Here is a 16,242-nt window from a genome sequence, read left to right as displayed (position 1 = left end):
ATGTTTATCCGGGAGCGGCGATGAGAAATGCCGACGATGTGCTGCTGGTCATCGACCTGCAGAACGATTTCATGCCGGGCGGCGCGCTCGCGGTGGCGCACGGCGACGAAGTGGTGCCGCTCGTCAATCGACTCGCGCGCCGGTTCAGCCATGTGGTGCTGACGCAAGACTGGCATCCGCGTTCGCATGTGTCGTTTGCTGCGAATCACGCGGGCCGCCAGCCGTTCGAGTTCATCACGCTGCCGTACGGCGAACAGGTGCTGTGGCCGGTGCACTGCGTGCAGGACACGCCCGGCGCGGCGTTGCATCGCGAGCTCGATATTGCGCATGCGCGCGCGGTGATCCGCAAGGGGCACCATGAGCACGTGGACAGTTACTCGGCGTTTCTCGAAGCGGACCGCACGACGCCGACGGGTCTCACCGGCTATCTGCGCGATACCGGTGTCAAGCACGTCTGGTGCTGCGGCCTTGCAACCGATTATTGCGTCGGATGGAGCGCGCTCGATGCGCGCGCGGCCGGTTTCGACGTGACGGTGATCGAAGACGCGACGCGCGCAATCGATCTGAACGGCTCGCTCGCTGCGGCATGGCGCGAGATGGACGCGGCGGGCATCCGGCGCGCGCGCGCCGACGAACTGCTGCGCTGAACGGATTGGCACGCGCTGCCGTGCGTGCTGGTGCTGCATCGAAGCGCATGGTTGCGCCCGCAACCGTCGTGGAGCAATGGGCAGGCAACCGCAGGCAATTGCAGGCAACCCGAACACAAGGAGACTTCAATGACCGATGCCGTAATCGTCTCGACGGCCCGCACGGGCCTGGCCAAATCGTGGCGCGGAGCATTCAACATGACGCACGGCGCGACGCTCGGCGGCCACGTGGTCGAGGCCGCGGTGCAGCGTGCGCGGCTCGATCCGGCGCGCGTCGACGATGTGATCATCGGCTGCGCGAACCCGGAGGGCGCCACTGGCTCGAACATCGCGCGCCAGATCGGCTTGCGCGCCGGGCTGCCGGTCAGCGTGCCGGGCATGACGGTGAACCGCTTCTGCTCGTCAGGCTTGCAGACCATCGCGCTCGCCGCGCAGCGCGTGATCGCGGGTGAGGGCGACGTGTACGTCGCGGGCGGTGTCGAATCGATTTCGTGCGTGCAGAACGAGATGAACGTGCACATGCTGCGCGAGAACTGGCTGGAGCAGCATAAGCCGGAGATTTACTGGCCGATGCTGCAGACTGCTGAGACCGTCGCGAAGCGTTATTCGATTTCGAAGGATCGTCAGGACGAGTATGGCGTGCGCTCGCAGTTGCGTGCAGCGGCGGCGCAGGAGGCTGGGCGCTTTGCCGATGAAATCGTGCCTATCACGGTTCTTGCCGGCGTGGCAGACAAGGCGAGCGGGCGGCTCTATACGAAAGAAGTGACGCTCGCCGCGGACGAAGGCATTCGCGCGGACACGACGCTCGAAGGTGTCTCGAAGATTCGCACTGCGCTGCCGGGCGGCGTGATTACCGCAGGCAATGCGAGCCAGTTTTCGGATGGTGCGTCGGCCTGCGTAGTGATGAATGCGACGCTCGCCGAGCGCGAGGGGCTCACACCGCTCGGTATTTTCCGCGGCTTTGCGGTGGCCGGTTGCGAACCCGATGAAATGGGCATCGGGCCGGTGTTCGCCGTGCCGAAGCTGCTGCAGCGAGCAGGCCTTGGTGTCGATGACATCGGCTTGTGGGAACTGAACGAAGCCTTCGCGGTGCAGGTGCTGTACTGCCGCGACAAGCTGGGGATTCCCGACGAGCGGCTCAATGTAAATGGCGGCGCGATTGCGGTGGGGCATCCGTACGGCGTGTCGGGTGCGCGGCTGACGGGGCATGCGCTGCTGGAAGGGAAGCGGCGTGGCGTGAAGTACGTGGTGGTGACGATGTGTATCGGCGGCGGGCAGGGCGCGGCGGGGCTGTTCGAAATCGTTTGATAGGCTGCGCGCGGCGCGCCGCGGTGCCTGCGCTCCGCGCACATCGTTCGCACGGGAAACGTGATGCCGCATTGGGCCGCGCCGCGCTCACCACGGCACCACGGCACTACGGCACTACGGCACCACGGCACCACGGCACCACGGCACCACGGCACCACGGCACCACGGCACCACGGCACCACGCCGCCGGGCCTTCCTTGACGCTGCGCGTGCGCTAACGCATCATCTATCGCTCCCATTTGCGCGCTTCGCCGCATCCTTATCCGTGTCCGTTCCTGTCGCCCGTTCGCATGCCTTGACGTCGCGCAGCATCGTGCAGATCCTGCTCGCGATGTTCTGTTTCGCGCTGGTCGATGCGCTCGCGAAATCGGTGGCGCTGCGCTATCCGGCCAACGAAGTCACGTTCTTCCGCATGCTGTTCGGTCTCGCACCGGCCTTCGCAATGTGCGTGCGCGGCCGGCCACTACGCGAGCGCCTCAAAACGCTCGACTTGCGCGCGCAAACGCTGCGCGCGCTGACGCTGCTCGTCACGCTCGCGCTGTTCTTCGCCGGCTTGCCGTATGTGCAATTGAGCGTGGCCGTGGCGATCGTCTACTCGGAGACGCTGATCGTACTCGTGCTCGCGCCGCTCCTGCTGAAAGAGGCTTTGCGCGGCCGCGACGCCGCGGCCGCGGCCGTCGGTTTCGCCGGTGTGCTGCTGATCCTGCGGCCGACCGGCGCTCATGCGAACTGGCTCGGCCCGCTGCTGCTGATCCTCAGCGCGGTGTTCGGCGCCCTGTCGATCATCCAGATCAAGCGCTTCAAGCCGAGCGACGATTCAAGCGCGGCGGTGCTGTACTTCACGCTGCTTGGCACGCTGGTGAGCGGCCTGTCGCTGCCGTTCCTGTGGCGCACGCCGACGCTCGATGCGCTCGCGGTGCTGGCGGCAGTCGGCGTGCTGGCGAGCACCGGGCAGTTGCTGATGACGATGGCGTATCGCGATGCGAATGCGAGTGCGCTCGCGCCGTACAACTACACGAGCATCGTGTGGGCGACGCTGTTTGGTTATGTCGCGTGGGGCGAGACGATCGGGCTGGTGTCGCTGGCGGGTATTGCGCTGGTGATCGGCAGTTCGATTGCGGTGGCGCTGCGCGGCAAGCAGGCAGACGGGCCGCACGTTTAAGCGGCGATGTTGCAAACGGGTTGCGCGCGGCGAACCAGGGCTTACTGGCTGGCCCGCAAAATTCGCGACAAGCGGCACAACTCGCACAACCCGCGACAACCATCAGGAATCGACACCAAACTGCGGCAATGCCAGCGGCAGCGACAATGTGCCCTGATCGATAAAACGCGAACTGCCGCTAATGCCGACGCCCGACAGGCGCCCGCGCAAGATGTACGGAATCTGCCCCGACTGCGCGCGTTCTGCGAACGCAAACACCTGACGCAGCGCGGACAGCGCGGGCACCGTCACCGGCACACTGACAACCGTTTCGCCGAAGCGCGGCACGCTACCCGATTCGCCGGTCACGCCGGCCGCAAACGACTGGCCGTTCAGCTCGAGCTCGATCGAGATACCGTTGAAGTCGATTTGCGTGTCGTTGGGATTCTGGATGCGCAGTTTCACGCTGAAGCGCACTTCCATGCCTTCGCTGGGAAGTGGATCGATACCGGCGACATTGACGCGCAGCGCGTCATGGTTGAACCACCCGGCGCAGCCGCCAAGCGGGGCCACGATGGCGGCCACGGCGAACACGACGACAAAAAAGCGGAACAGCTTTAGCGCGCGATCCGAAGACATGGCCGACACCTCGACGAGAGCGGGGATGTGCAGGCCATTGTACTGGTGTGTGGGGGCTTCGGGCGGTCGGCGCGAGGGAGAGTGTGCGGCGGGGGACGTACTGGACATGTCTTCCGCGTCGTGAACGACATAGATGCTGCTATCAGCTCCCATGCCAGAAGCGCAGCCTTTGGGCTGGTGTGTGTGCTGAACAGAACGAAAAGGTCGTGGTGAATGCGGACAGGTTCACTCGGCGTTATGCGAGTACTTCCAGTCCGTACTTCTGTACGACCTGGAGCAGCTTCGCCGCCATGCCGCTCGGGTGCTTGGCTCCCGTTTCCCATTTTTGGACTGTTGACACACTTGTGTTGAGATATCGCGCGAACACCGGTTGACTGACCTTCGCCGCCTTGCGAATGCTTACGACGGCTTTCGCGTCGAAGTCAGGCGTCTCGGCGATGCACAGTTCGTCGAACTTGCGGTGACGTGGAAACTGCACGAACAAGCCAAGGGCGCCTCGCGGCGCCGAATACGTTCTGAATCAGACGCTCGAAGCCTGCCGCGACACCGTGTCGGGCATCCTGCGACTTGAAGTGGGCCTCGCGCAGCCCTGCCTTGCTTCGACGCCCGCACGACGCCCCGTCAAGCGGTTGCTACAGACCCGCCAAATCGACGCCGACACCGCTTTCTCCCGCTTCAGTCAAACGTCGTTTCGGACGCGAGCAGCATCACACAGTCGCCGGGCTCGACGTTTGCGAACGACCGGACGCACATCACTACGCCGTCCCCGGCCAATGTCAGTTCGAGCGGCGCGGCCCACGGTGCGTGCGGGTTGAATACCCGACCGGCGAGCTGGCCTTCGACGACGCGCTCGCCGAGCCGGACCGCGGGTTCGAATACGCCCGTGGCGGGTGAGAAGACATAATGCCTTTGCCCTTCGACCTGCAGATACCGGGTGTCGAAACGTGGAGCCGGCACCGCTTCATCGCGAACGATGTCGAGTGCCTTGAGCAGCCGCGCAAGCCCTTCCTCGACGATCGCCAGACCGTCGGGATTGCAGGTGCCGTAGCCACCGAACTCACCACACAGGAAGAGCTTCCCGTGACGCTCCACCGCAGCGCCATAGGTACGATCTTCGCCGAGCAGATCCATCACCATCGCATGGGGGGCTGCGAATGATCTGACGAGGCGCAGGTATTCGGCCCGCCTTGCCGCGTCGCCCGGTGCGTAGATCAACAGCGTCGGCATATGGTTGAACGACTGGCCACCCGCGTGCATATCGAAGATGACGTCGGCGCGCGGAAACAGCTCAGTGTCGACATAGTGCGCGATAAGTTCGGTGATCGTGCCATCGCGCTTGCCGGGAAAGACCCGGTTCAGGTTCGCGTGGTCGATCGGCGACGTGCGCTTTCCGGCCAGAAACGCCGGGAAGTTCAGCCCCGGCACGACGATGATGCGTCCGTTGATCGCGATGTGTGGCAGGCGTTGCAGCAGTTTCATCAATGCGACCGGACCTTCGACCTCGTCGCCATGGTTGCCGCCGGTCAAGAGCAAGGTGGGGCCTTTGCCATTTTTCAACACGGCGACTGGAATGGGGATATGACCGTAGGCCGAACGGTCCACCGAATGCGGTACGCGAAGCGTCCCGGTCTGGAAGCCATCCCGATCGAACTGGATATCGGTGGTGATGCGGGTCTTTTGCGCGTCCATGAGGCACAACCTGATCGTCGAATGGAAAAGGTGAGCAGTGTCGTCACCGTGCCATCAAATGATGGTGAATCCGAACGATCCGTTCCAATGCCGTTTGCTGCGCTGGGTGATGTCCACGAGGTATCGCCCCATGAACCAGTGAACCTGATCAGCTGACCATCTCCGCGTGCAGGGATTTCAGCATCACGATGAAACGCGCGAGTGCCGGGTTCTGGTTTTGCCTCGGGTACGCGAACGCGAGCGGAATCTCGAGAGGCAGGTCGGACAATTCCAGAAACTGCACACGTGCCGGCTGACGGCCGCGATTGCCCGCGTTCACGATGGCTGCGCCAATGCCGGCCGACACGAGCGACAGGATCGCGGCTTCGGTGGTGACTTCCTGGACGACCGTCAGTTTGAGCCCGGCTTCGCGGCAGGTCTGGATGAAATAGTCGTGATAGGCGGGGTACGTGTGACGGGGAAACGCAATGATCGGTTTGTCGTTGAGTTCACTCGCACGGATGGTTTGACCGTCCGGCCAGCCCCATTGCCTCGGGACCGCAAGGAGTGGGCCTCTGCGCATCAGCGGGATCGTACTGATTTCGGCGGGCAGTGCGTCGAACGTGTAGATGAATCCGCCGTCCATGCGATCGGCCACCAGCGATTCAATCTGCTCCGGCGTGTTCATCGGCAACAGCGCGAGGTGGATATCCGGCGCCTGCGCCTGGTAACGCGCGAACACGTCGGGTACGAGACCCTCCCAGCTACTGTTCTCTACAAAGCCGATCCGCAGGCTGCCTTCGAGACCGGCCGCGACTCGCCTCGCGGCGCGGGTCGCGGCGGCGAGCGTGGAAAGCACCACGCGCACTTCGCGCAGGAATAACTCGCCGGCGGGTGTCAGCACGACGCCGACGTTGGTGCGCTGAAACAGCGCAACGCCCACTTCGGCCTCGAGGTCCTGAATCTGCCGCGTGATAGCGGGCTGCGTGACGTGAATTCGTTCGGCCGCCACGCGAAAACTCTGATTCTCGGCCACAGCACTGAAGTAGCGCAGGTGACGTAGTTCCATGCTGGATCCGTGATGATGAAGTGGGCTTAACAACGCTGCATGTTGTCTCGACGAGATCCGCGTCGCGCGGGAGAACCGGCCTCTGCGCTGCCGGGTCGCGCACTACGCGCCGCGCCACAGCGAAGTCAGCTTACCAGAGCAGCCTGGTGAAAAGCAGGGGCGCCACCACGGTGCGCGAAATGCCGCGAGGCTAGCTGCGCGCCGCCGGCTCCGCGACGCTGGCCTCGGTTGTCGCAGGTTCGGCCTGTTTGACGAGCAGCAGGCTCCCGGCGATACCCAGTGCCGCGCCGAACAGCAGATAGAAGGCCGGGGTCAACAGCGAACCGGTCGTGTGAAGCAGGATCGTCAGGAAAAATTGCGCGAACCCGCCGAACAGCATGACGGCGGTGTTGTAGCTGATCGCGAGGCCGGTCGAACGGATCCCGACGGAAAACTGTTCCGCGATTGCCGGGGCGTACGGCCCCAGCAGCACGCCGAGTACGCTGCACAAGACAATCTGCGTCACCATCAGGCGCGCAGTGCCAGGTGCGGAAAGCAGCCATTCGAAGAGCGGCAGCAGCAGCAAAAAATAGCAGATCAGGGACGCAAGAATTAGCGGGCGCTGGCCGATCCGGTCGGATAGCGCACCCGAGAACGGAATGATGAGCGTCATTGCGACGATCGCGACGCACTGCGAGCCAAACGCCGTGTCGAGCGCGATGCCGAGACTACGATTCGCGAAGATCGGCATATAGATGACGAGCACATAGAACGCAATCGTGCCCGACGCCGTGAGTAGCGCGCTCGACAGCAAGGCTTTGCCGTGTTGCCGCAAGGCCTGCGTCATCGAAAGCGTCTGCTGCGCAGCGTGCGCCGCGGCGGAGGTCGGGGTGGGTTCGTGCAGGTGAATGCGGATCCATACCCCCACGGGCGCGATCAGTAGCCCAATCGCAAACGGAATGCGCCACCCCCACGCATAAAGCTGGTCATGAGAGAGGGAGTGAGTGATCGCCGCGCCGATCATCGCGCCGGCAAGCAGCGACAAACCCTGGCCAACCATCTGCCAGGAACCGAACAGTCCGCGCCGGCCTGCCGGCGCCAGTTCGATCAGTAACGCTGTCGAACTGGCGAATTCGCCGCCCGTGGCAAGGCCTTGCAGCATGCGGGCGATCACGACGACAAGCGAGCTCGCGACGCCGATCGTTGTGTACGGAGGCGCGAACGCCAGCAGCGCTGTCGCGACCGTCATCACCGCGATGATCAGTTGCAGCGCGGCCTTGCGGCCCTTCCGGTCCGCATAGATACCGATGAGAATGCCGCCGATCGGGCGCATCACAAAGCCCACGCCGAAGCTTGCTGTGGTGAGCAGCAGCGACGCATAGGCGTGCTGCGCGGGAAAGAACACTGACGAAATGATGTCGGTCATAAAGCCGAACACGATAAAGTCGTACCACTCCAGCGCATTGCCAATGACAGCGGCCGCAACTTGCCGGATGCGCGGCGAGCGCCCCGTTGATTCCATCGTTATCGTCCTGAATTCCTGAGCATCGCGAACAAGGCCATTTCCCCGATTCGATACGCAAGCCCTAGCCGGAACCGCGCGAAAATCGTGAGCACGCAAGCACGCTACTGACCACGGCCAGCACAAGCGCCAGCGCAACGGTTCCGAAGACGATGCCGGTCAGGCGTCCATAAGCGATGCCGACCGTGTCGCTGAACCACACCTCGTCATGCACGAACGCAAGGATGATCACGGCGCCGCATTGCGTGCCGGCGTATGCGATGCTGGAATCGCCAAAGCGCAGATGACAGGAGAACCAGATCGCAACACACAACGCAAGCGTGCAGTAGAGCGCGTTACCCGTAGCGATCGGCAGGACGACGCATGCGATGACGCTGCCTAGAAGACATCCGAGCAGGCGATGCAGCATCCGCAACACAACCATGTACGTCGACCGGTCCTGATGGATGTGCAGCGGAACCACGAGGATGACGAGCGCCGTGGTCATTGCCTGAACGAATCCGTCGACCGGATGACGATAGGCGAAATACGCCAATATGCAGGTGGTGAGTGCGCCGGCGAACACGTTACGCGCCCGAACAAACGCGACATTGAATGGTGCCGTGGCGAGGGCAGGCGATGCCGTGACGACAGCGGCTTTGCGCGACCCGAACCCGGTTGCGGACATCACGCTGCCGAAGACGCGATTAACCGCCCAGTAAGTCATCGAGCCGACCAGCGCGTTCGCGCCCAGCGCTTCGGCGATCGCGATGGTGCTCGTGTTCGGGCTTGTGCGGGCGGCGGTGAGTACATAGATGGCCAGTGACGTGGACAGGATCCACATGTAGCTTGCGGCGCGACTGGTGGCCAGATAAAGGCCCGCAGCCGCGATGCACGTAACCGAAAAGACAAACAGACCAGCCTCACCGTCCACGTAGTTCGACAGGATCAAGCCGAACGCGGTGCCGCCAATGGTTCCGAGAATCTGCTGGATTCCCTGGTTCAAGGATGTTTTCGCATCCTGACCCGTGATGGCGAATGCACAAACCGCGGACCACCAGATCTCATGCAAGCCGAACCAGTGTGCCAGGTAGGTCGCCAGAACGGTGGCCGTCACCGCGGTGATGCATTGGGGTGTGCGTTCAGTGATTCTGGCCAGAGAGAGTTCGCCGCGCAGCGCACCTAGCGTGTCTGAAAACGCAGTCAGCGCGAGATTCTGCATTGCCTTGATCCGGCCCGACGCGCCGCGCAAAGCAACCAGGGCGAGCCGCGGCCGCGCATCGGGCAGAAATGGGAAGAGGTCATAGTCGTCGAAAGGTCTTAAAGGCTCAGGCGGCTTTGGCTTTGCTCGCTTTGGCTTTGCTCGCTTTGGTTTTGCTCATTACGTAGCGCGTTGCACCGTGCATGTGGCGAAATCCCGATGTCCCTGCCTGTCGAGTATCGGTAATTGACGCTCAGCACGCCAATGCCGTTGTGTGGGGAGACTGATGCTTTAAGGGCATCGCCGTTCTCCTGTTTCGTGACTTCCGCAGTGCCCCCCGTATCTGGTCCACTCGCTCAAGCGACATCCGCACCATCCGATGCCTGCCGGGCATCAGGTGCGAACTCAAACGGCATTGGCATGCCGCCTGCAGATCAACCATAGTTTTCCTGTCGTTTCAGGCCGTGTGGTACGCGGCATGAACTCATTGCGAGCAGGATCATGAACGGGCAACCAGCAATACATCGCGTCGGCGACGCAACCGTGACCAAGGTCACTGAACAGATCTTTAGCTTGAAAACGGACGTGCTGTTCAGCGACTTCCGCCCGTCGGTGTTGGGAGAGCATCGTTGCTGGCTCGACGCAGACCATATCGATGCAAGTGAAGAGAACTTTCTGCTCAGCATTCATACATGGGTCGTCCGTCACGAGGGACGCACGATTCTCGTCGATACGGCCAGCGGCAATCACAAGAATCGCCCGTTCAGTGCGCTGTTTCACCAGCTCGACACGCCTTATCTGGCGCGGCTCGAAGCAGCGGGCGTGCGGCCCGAAGAGGTCGACCTCGTCCTTCTTACGCATCTTCACGTCGATCACGTGGGCTGGAACACCCGGCTCGAAGAGGGCCGCTGGGTCCCGACCTTTCCCAACGCGCGCTATGTCCTGCCGACGGCCGAACGCGAGTTCTTCGACACTCCGGCAGGCGAAAAGCGCCTGATGGTCTTCGAGGACAGCGTGCTGCCGGTGATCAACGCCGGTCTGGTCGACGAGATCGGTGTCGGGGGCGGCGAATATCTGCCGGGGATCGTGTTCCACCCGACACCCGGCCATTGCGTCGGGCATATGTCGATTGAAGTGACATCGGCGGGCGAAACGGCGCTGTTCACGGGCGACGTCTGGCACCACCCGTTGCAGGTCTACCAGCCTGGCTGGAGTTCGGTGTTCTGTGCCGACAAGGAGCGCGCGAACGTCTCGCGCCGCTGGGTATTGGAGCGTGCCGCGAGGACGGGCGCGACGGTCTTTACGCCGCACTTCGCGGGCAGCTCGGCGGGAACCGTTCAGGCGGATGCCGACGGATTTCGCTGGACCTTCTTATAGCCCGCTGCGTGCTGGCATTCGTCGTGAGTTGCGCAATTCTTGCCCAAAAACGCCTTCACGAGTTGAGGTCGTGTCGGCGTACCACAACAGAAATATCGCAGGTCCAAGCAACCCTTCGCCGCAGAGAAATGTCATGAACCGTCTTAGTCAAATCGCCCTATTCGCAGGAGCTACCCTCGCTATGAGTCACACTGCATCGGCCGCACCGGACGCAGCAACCGACCCGAAAATCGACCCGCAGGTGCGTTCGTTTCTCGCCGACGTGAACAAGGACAGCAGCCCGTTCTGGACCTTGCCCGGGCCGCAGGTTCGCGCGGTCCTGACGGGGCTGCAGGCCAGGACCCCTGTCGATCTTTCCGGTGTGGTCATTTCGGAAAAGACGATTGCCGAAAACGGCCAGAACGTGAAGCTGTATGTGATGAAGCCCGAGCACGTGAAGGGTAAGCCCCCGGTGCTGATCTTTATTCACGGTGGCGTCTGGATTGCCGGCGATTTCGAAAATCACAAGCGGCTCGTGCGCGATCTGGTGGTGGGTTCAGGCGCGGCTGCGGTGTTCGTCGAATACACGCCGATTCCGGACGCGGTGTTCCCAACGCAGATCGAGCAAAGCTACGCGGCCGCGAAGTGGGTCGCTGAGCATGGTGCGGAAATCGGGGTCGACGGGACCCGTATGGCGGTTGCGGGCAACTCGGTCGGGGGCGACATGACCGCGGCACTGGCGCTGATGGCCAAGGACCGCGGCGGCCCCAGGATCCGCCTGCAGGTGCTGCTGATTCCCGCTACCGATACGAACTTCGATACGCAGTCGTATCGCGATTTCGACACAGGCCGCTTCCTGTCGCGCGCTTTCATGCAGTTCGGCTGGAGCATCTACGCGCCGGATGACAAGACGCGCAACAACCCATACGCCGTGCCGATGCGCGCGACGCCCGAGCAGCTTCGCGGCCTCCCGCAAGCGCTGGTGATCACTGCGGAGAACGACCCGCTACGCGACGAGGGCGAAGCATACGCGCGCAAGCTCAAGGAAGCGGGCGTACCGGTTACGGCAACTCGCTACAACGGCATGATTCACGACTTTGTGCTGCTCAATGGAATCCATGACGCACCCGGAACGCAGGCGGCGATCAGGCAGGCGAGCGACGCCATTCGCGATGCGCTGAAGCAATGACGTAACCGCGGGCGGCAACGGACCCTTTGACAGTCGATGTCCAGAGGGGGCCATCTGGCTGGTTTGCTGCCCGGGTCAAGCTTGATCGAAGCGACGTATCCCTGCCCGGTCAGGGTGGCGACGATCAATTACAACCGAAAAGAACACGTACCGAGTGAGTCCATGTCCACCCTATCTTCCAGCACAGCCGGCGGCTCAGCCGCCGCGGATGCGCAATCGCTGCTGCAGGCGGCGGCGCAGTCGATCATCGCCGGTTCGACCGGCAACACGACGCTCGATACGAGCGCACTCGTCAATGCGCTCGTCGCCGCAAAGACCGCTGGACAGGCCGACAGAATGCGCGCTCAGGCCAGTGCCGACACCACTCAGATCACCAGCTGGGGGGCCGTGCAGGGCGCGCTTTCCGCGCTGCAGATCGCGCTTGCGTCGCTGTCGAACGGCTCGACGGTGAATGCGTTCAAAGCCGTTGCGAGCGGCGACGGCCTGACCGCGACGGCGCTTGCGGGCACGGCGACGACCCCGGGCGCGACAGCGGGCTCATATTCGATCGGCGTCAAACGGATTGCCACCGATCAGGTGCTCACGTCGAAGGCATATGACACGAACGCCGCGCTCGGCACCGGTACGCTGACGATTTCGGTGAACGGCAAGTCGATGCAGGTTGGTATCGGCAGCGCGCACAACACGGTTGGCGATATCGCCGCGGCAATCAATTCGGCAAGCAACAACCCGGGCGTCTCCGCGACTGTCGTGAACGGCGCCGATGGCGCCCACCTCGTGCTGCACGCGACCAGCGGCGGTGCCGCCAGTGCGATCAGCGTGGCTGTCGACGAGACCGACGGCGGCTCGACACTGTCCACGCTGGCGGTGACGTCGACGGCGGCTGTGCCTTCGACCGTCAGCAACAACAGCGACGGTACGACCACGTTTAACAGCAACGCGTCGACCATCGATCCCGGCAGCAGCTGGACGCAGTCCAGCGCGGCGCAGTACGCCTATTTCACGGTCGACGGCACGCCGGTCACCAGCCCGACCAATTCGGATTCGAAGGCCCTCACCGGCGTCACGCTGAATCTGACGGCAGCGGCCATCGGCGACACGCCGCAAACGCTGACGATCGCGGCGGACACGGATGCGCAAACGACGGCGATCAACAGCTTCGTGACCGCCTACAACAGCTACGTCTCGGTGCGCGGCACAGCCACCGCGTTCGACAGCACGGGCGCCACCACTGGCGTGCTGCTCGGCGACCCGACGGTCAACCAGTTGAACAACAGTCTGTCGTCGATCGTCGCCAGCGCAGTCGGCACGGGCCAGCGTGCTGTGGGCCTGGCTGTGCTCGGCATCTCGCTGAACGCGGACGGTACGCTGACGGTGGATAGCAACGCACTCAGCACGGCGCTGAAGAACAATCAGGCGGGCGTCGCGCAGGTGTTGAACCCGACTAACGGCATTGCGGCGCAGTTGAACAATATGATCTCCGCCCAGCTGTCGACCACCGGTGCGATTACGACGCGCGTCAATGCGTTGAAGTCGGATCTGACCGGCAGCGGCCCGAACAGCGTGCCGACTGAGCAGGCTGCGCTGACGGCCTACAAGGCACAGCTGACCACCCAGTACTCAGCGCAGTTCACCGCGCTGAACAACCTGATGACGGAGATGAACAACAACGCGCGGTATCTGACGGCACTGTTTGGTGGCGAGAACAATCAGGGCGCGCTGTCCGCCAACAAGTAACGGGTGAAAACGGGTGAAGGTGTCGGGCACTCACAAGGTGTGACGGTATAATTTTTTCGAATTCCAACTCTTCAAGATGGGCGTTATGTATCGCTATCCAGTTCGCGTAGCCATCGATATGGACGAGGTCATCGCCGACTCCTTCACCGCTCAGCGAGACTGGCTTCAGCGCACCTACAGCCATAGCTGGAACGATGAAGACGGGGTGGGGCGAAATATCAGACAGCTCGTGGAACCCCATCACTACGAGAAGTTGCAGGAGCTCTTGCATGAGGGTTCTTTTTTTCGCGGTCTATCTGTTATGCCGGGCGCACAAGACGCGCTGAAACACCTTTCGAAGAAGTTTGAGATCTTCATCGCCACCGCAGCCATGGAGTACCCCGCCTCCTGCGCAGCAAAATTTGCATGGCTGGAAGAACATTTTTCGTTTGTCTCGCCGCAAAACATCGTGTTTTGCGGCGACAAAAGTATTCTGGATGCGGATTTTCTTATCGACGACAATGTTCGTCATTTTTCCCGCTTCAGAGGGCAGGGCGTCCTTTTTTCCGCTCCTCACAATCGCATGATTCCATGGACGCCGCGTGTCGACAGCTGGGCCGAGGTCATTGCCTTGCTTGAGCAGAGGGCGTAATACCTTCTGGCGGTGCAGTGTGGCCGCACAGCTTGTCGAATATGGCGCGGCGGCGGCCGTCCGGTTCCGCCTTCTGTTAGAGACTGTTTGCATCGGTTAGCTCGAGCGGCTTACCATCTGCGTTGCCTGTCTGATCGCATCGATTCCCATCTCCGCTTTTTCGTCGGATCTAAAGACGAACGGTTGCGCGCCGGGGATGGCGCTCACGCGGGTCAGACAAGGAAAGGCAGGATTCTCTCGAACACCGCGAACAGGTACCGAACACCATGATCCGTCACATTGTGCTGTGGAAGCTGCACGAACAGGCCGAGGGCGCGTCGCGCGCCGAAAACGCATTGAAACTGAAACAGAAGCTCGAAGCCTGCCGCGGCATTGTGCCGGGCATCCTGCGCCTCGAGGTGGGCCTCGCGCAGCCGGGCCTCGAATCGACGCACGATGTGATTCTCGAATCCGATTTCGCCGACAAGGCCGCGCTCGACGCTTACCAGGTTCACCCGCAGCATGAAGCGCTGAAAGCCTTCGTCGCCGCGGTGCGCGAGTCGCGCGCGGCGATCGATTTCGAAGTCTGAGCGCCTGCGATGACGGATTCGCATAACGCAGGCGACGCAGCGTCGCCTATTACCGCGCCGGCCATCGAAAGCCCGTTCGTCGACCACCTGGGCGTGCGCGTCGTCGCCGCTGCCGACGGCACGAGCGACGTCGTGCTGCCGCTCGCCACCGAACATCTGAACACGTGGAACGTCGCACACGGCGGCGTAACGATGACGCTCGCCGACGTCGCGCTCGCGATGGCCGCACGCAGCCTCGCGGCGGATGGCGTCGGCGTGGTCACCGTCGAGTTGAAGGTGAACTTCATGCAGCCCGGCCGCGGCGAGCTGCGCGCCAGTGGCCGCGTGCTGCACCGCTCGACGACGATGGCCTACTGCGAAGGAGAAATCCGCGACAGCGAAGGCCACTTCGTCGCGAAGGCGCTCGGCACCTTCAAGTACATGCGGCGCCTCGCGGTGGGCCGCGACGTGACGCAGCAGCGCCTGCGCAGCGATCCGTCCGCGAAGCCCGGACCAAGCGACGGCTAAAGGACGGCTAAAGGACGGCTAAAGGACGGCTAAACCCAGTCACAGCCGCAACCCCGCAGATCGAAAGCGAACCAGAACGAAAGGAGACAGAGATGGCCGAAATCAATCGTCAGGTGCTGCTCGTGTCGCGTCCGCAGGGCGCGGCGACGCCGGACAATTTCAAGCTGGTCGAAACCCCGCTCGAACCCCTCGCGGACGGCCAGTTCCGCGTGCGCAACCACTATCTGTCGCTCGACCCGTATATGCGCGGCCGGATGAACGACAGCAAGTCGTACGCGGCGCCGCAGGCGCTCAACGAAGTGATGATCGGCGGCACGGTAGGCGAGGTGGTCGAGTCGAAGCACCCATCGTTCGCGGTCGGCGACAAGGTGGTCGGCATGCTCGGCTGGCAGGAATACGGCACGTCCAGCGGCAAGGGCATCGGCAAGGTCGACGCGACGCACGTGCCGCTGTCCGCGTATCTCGGCGCGGTCGGCATGCCCGGCGTGACTGGCTGGTACGGGCTCAAGCGCATCATCGCGCCGAAGGCCGGCCAGACCGTGGTGGTCAGCGCGGCAAGCGGCGCGGTGGGCAGTGTGGTCGGGCAACTGGCGAAGCAGAGCGGCTGCCGTGTGGTCGGCATTGCCGGCGGCGCCGAGAAATGCCGTTACGTGGTCGAGACGCTCGGCTTCGATGCCTGCGTCGATTACAAGGCGGGCAATCTCTATCAGGATTTGAAGGACGCGACGCCGGACGGTGTCGACGGCTGTTTCGAAAACGTCGGCGGCGCGGGGCTCGATGCGACGCTCGCGCGGATGAACGCGTTCGGCCGTATCGCGCTATGCGGGATGATCGCGCGCTACGACGGCGATGCGGTACCGCTCAAGCATCCGGAGCTGATCCTGACGCAACGGCTGATGATCGAAGGGTTTATCGTCAACGAGCATATGGACGTATGGCCGCAGGCGCTGCAGGAACTGGGCGGGCTCGTCGCGCAAAAGAAGCTGCATTTCCGCGAAAGCATTGCGCAAGGCCTCGACGCGGCGCCGCAGGCTTTCCTCGGCATGCTGAAAGGGCAGAACTTCGGCAAACAGATCGTCAAACTGATTTGATCTAATGAG

Annotated in this window: 16 protein-coding genes; 10 read left to right on the top strand and 6 right to left on the bottom strand. The window is 62.9% G+C overall.

Annotation, left to right across the window (positions count from 1 at the left end; genetic code table 11):
- The first annotated feature begins 20 nt into the window (after positions 1 to 20).
- The 3 genes from pncA (at position 21) to ACYVNQ_RS33880 (ending at position 3,117) form a co-directional block, all read left to right on the top strand.
- Positions 21 to 647 (top strand): bifunctional nicotinamidase/pyrazinamidase, encoded by a 627-nt coding sequence (gene pncA, locus ACYVNQ_RS33890; RefSeq protein WP_460909355.1) that lies wholly within the window; start codon positions 21 to 23, stop codon positions 645 to 647.
- A gap of 129 nt (positions 648 to 776) precedes the next feature.
- Positions 777 to 1,955, top strand: a complete 1,179-nt coding sequence (locus ACYVNQ_RS33885) for an acetyl-CoA C-acyltransferase (protein WP_460909353.1) — start codon at positions 777 to 779, stop codon at positions 1,953 to 1,955.
- Positions 1,956 to 2,220: 265 nt separating this feature from the next.
- Complete coding sequence (locus ACYVNQ_RS33880; RefSeq protein WP_460909351.1) at positions 2,221 to 3,117, top strand: DMT family transporter; 897 nt, start codon at positions 2,221 to 2,223, stop codon at positions 3,115 to 3,117.
- 102 nt (positions 3,118 to 3,219) lie between these two features.
- Here ACYVNQ_RS33880 and ACYVNQ_RS33875 read toward each other — a convergent pair whose 3' ends face one another.
- The 6 genes from ACYVNQ_RS33875 to ACYVNQ_RS33850 all read right to left on the bottom strand — a co-directional run bounded on the left by ACYVNQ_RS33875 (position 3,220) and on the right by ACYVNQ_RS33850 (position 9,174).
- Positions 3,220 to 3,735 (bottom strand): LEA/WHy family protein, encoded by a 516-nt coding sequence (locus ACYVNQ_RS33875; protein ID WP_460909349.1) that lies wholly within the window; start codon positions 3,733 to 3,735, stop codon positions 3,220 to 3,222.
- A gap of 235 nt (positions 3,736 to 3,970) precedes the next feature.
- Complete coding sequence (locus ACYVNQ_RS33870; protein ID WP_460911203.1) at positions 3,971 to 4,213, bottom strand: helix-turn-helix domain-containing protein; 243 nt, start codon at positions 4,211 to 4,213, stop codon at positions 3,971 to 3,973.
- A gap of 197 nt (positions 4,214 to 4,410) precedes the next feature.
- Positions 4,411 to 5,424 (bottom strand): succinylglutamate desuccinylase/aspartoacylase family protein, encoded by a 1,014-nt coding sequence (locus ACYVNQ_RS33865; protein ID WP_460909346.1) that lies wholly within the window; start codon positions 5,422 to 5,424, stop codon positions 4,411 to 4,413.
- A gap of 148 nt (positions 5,425 to 5,572) precedes the next feature.
- Complete coding sequence (locus tag ACYVNQ_RS33860; protein ID WP_460909344.1) at positions 5,573 to 6,472, bottom strand: LysR family transcriptional regulator; 900 nt, start codon at positions 6,470 to 6,472, stop codon at positions 5,573 to 5,575.
- Positions 6,473 to 6,662: 190 nt separating this feature from the next.
- Complete coding sequence (locus ACYVNQ_RS33855) at positions 6,663 to 7,973, bottom strand: MFS transporter (RefSeq protein WP_460909342.1); 1,311 nt, start codon at positions 7,971 to 7,973, stop codon at positions 6,663 to 6,665.
- Between the two features lie 64 nt (positions 7,974 to 8,037).
- Positions 8,038 to 9,174 carry an FUSC family protein gene (locus tag ACYVNQ_RS33850; RefSeq protein ID WP_460909340.1) on the bottom strand — a complete coding sequence of 379 codons (1,137 nt, stop codon included), beginning with the start codon at positions 9,172 to 9,174 and terminating at the stop codon, positions 8,038 to 8,040.
- 522 nt (positions 9,175 to 9,696) lie between these two features.
- Between ACYVNQ_RS33850 and ACYVNQ_RS33845 the strand changes: the two genes are divergently transcribed.
- The 7 genes from ACYVNQ_RS33845 (at position 9,697) to ACYVNQ_RS33815 (ending at position 16,233) form a co-directional block, all read left to right on the top strand.
- Positions 9,697 to 10,530, top strand: a complete 834-nt coding sequence (locus tag ACYVNQ_RS33845) for an MBL fold metallo-hydrolase (protein ID WP_460909338.1) — start codon at positions 9,697 to 9,699, stop codon at positions 10,528 to 10,530.
- 181 nt (positions 10,531 to 10,711) lie between these two features.
- The gene (locus tag ACYVNQ_RS33840; RefSeq protein ID WP_460909336.1) at positions 10,712 to 11,698 is read left to right on the top strand and encodes an alpha/beta hydrolase; all 987 of its coding nucleotides are present in this window, start codon (positions 10,712 to 10,714) and stop codon (positions 11,696 to 11,698) included.
- A 162-nt stretch (positions 11,699 to 11,860) separates the two neighbouring features.
- Positions 11,861 to 13,435 (top strand): flagellar filament capping protein FliD, encoded by a 1,575-nt coding sequence (gene fliD, locus ACYVNQ_RS33835; protein ID WP_460909334.1) that lies wholly within the window; start codon positions 11,861 to 11,863, stop codon positions 13,433 to 13,435.
- 85 nt (positions 13,436 to 13,520) lie between these two features.
- On the top strand, positions 13,521 to 14,066 hold the full coding sequence (locus tag ACYVNQ_RS33830) for a 5' nucleotidase, NT5C type (RefSeq protein ID WP_460909332.1): 546 nt from the start codon (positions 13,521 to 13,523) through the stop codon (positions 14,064 to 14,066).
- Positions 14,067 to 14,332: 266 nt separating this feature from the next.
- Positions 14,333 to 14,635 carry a Dabb family protein gene (locus tag ACYVNQ_RS33825; RefSeq protein ID WP_460909330.1) on the top strand — a complete coding sequence of 101 codons (303 nt, stop codon included), beginning with the start codon at positions 14,333 to 14,335 and terminating at the stop codon, positions 14,633 to 14,635.
- 9 nt (positions 14,636 to 14,644) lie between these two features.
- Positions 14,645 to 15,142, top strand: a complete 498-nt coding sequence (locus tag ACYVNQ_RS33820) for a PaaI family thioesterase (protein WP_460909328.1) — start codon at positions 14,645 to 14,647, stop codon at positions 15,140 to 15,142.
- Between the two features lie 92 nt (positions 15,143 to 15,234).
- Positions 15,235 to 16,233, top strand: coding sequence for an NADP-dependent oxidoreductase (locus tag ACYVNQ_RS33815; protein ID WP_460909326.1), 999 nt, complete (start codon positions 15,235 to 15,237; stop codon positions 16,231 to 16,233).
- The last annotated feature ends 9 nt before the right edge of the window (positions 16,234 to 16,242 follow it).

The sequence above is a fragment of the Paraburkholderia jirisanensis genome (assembly GCF_054782355.1).
This window is presented reverse-complemented; position numbering and strand designations above follow the sequence as displayed.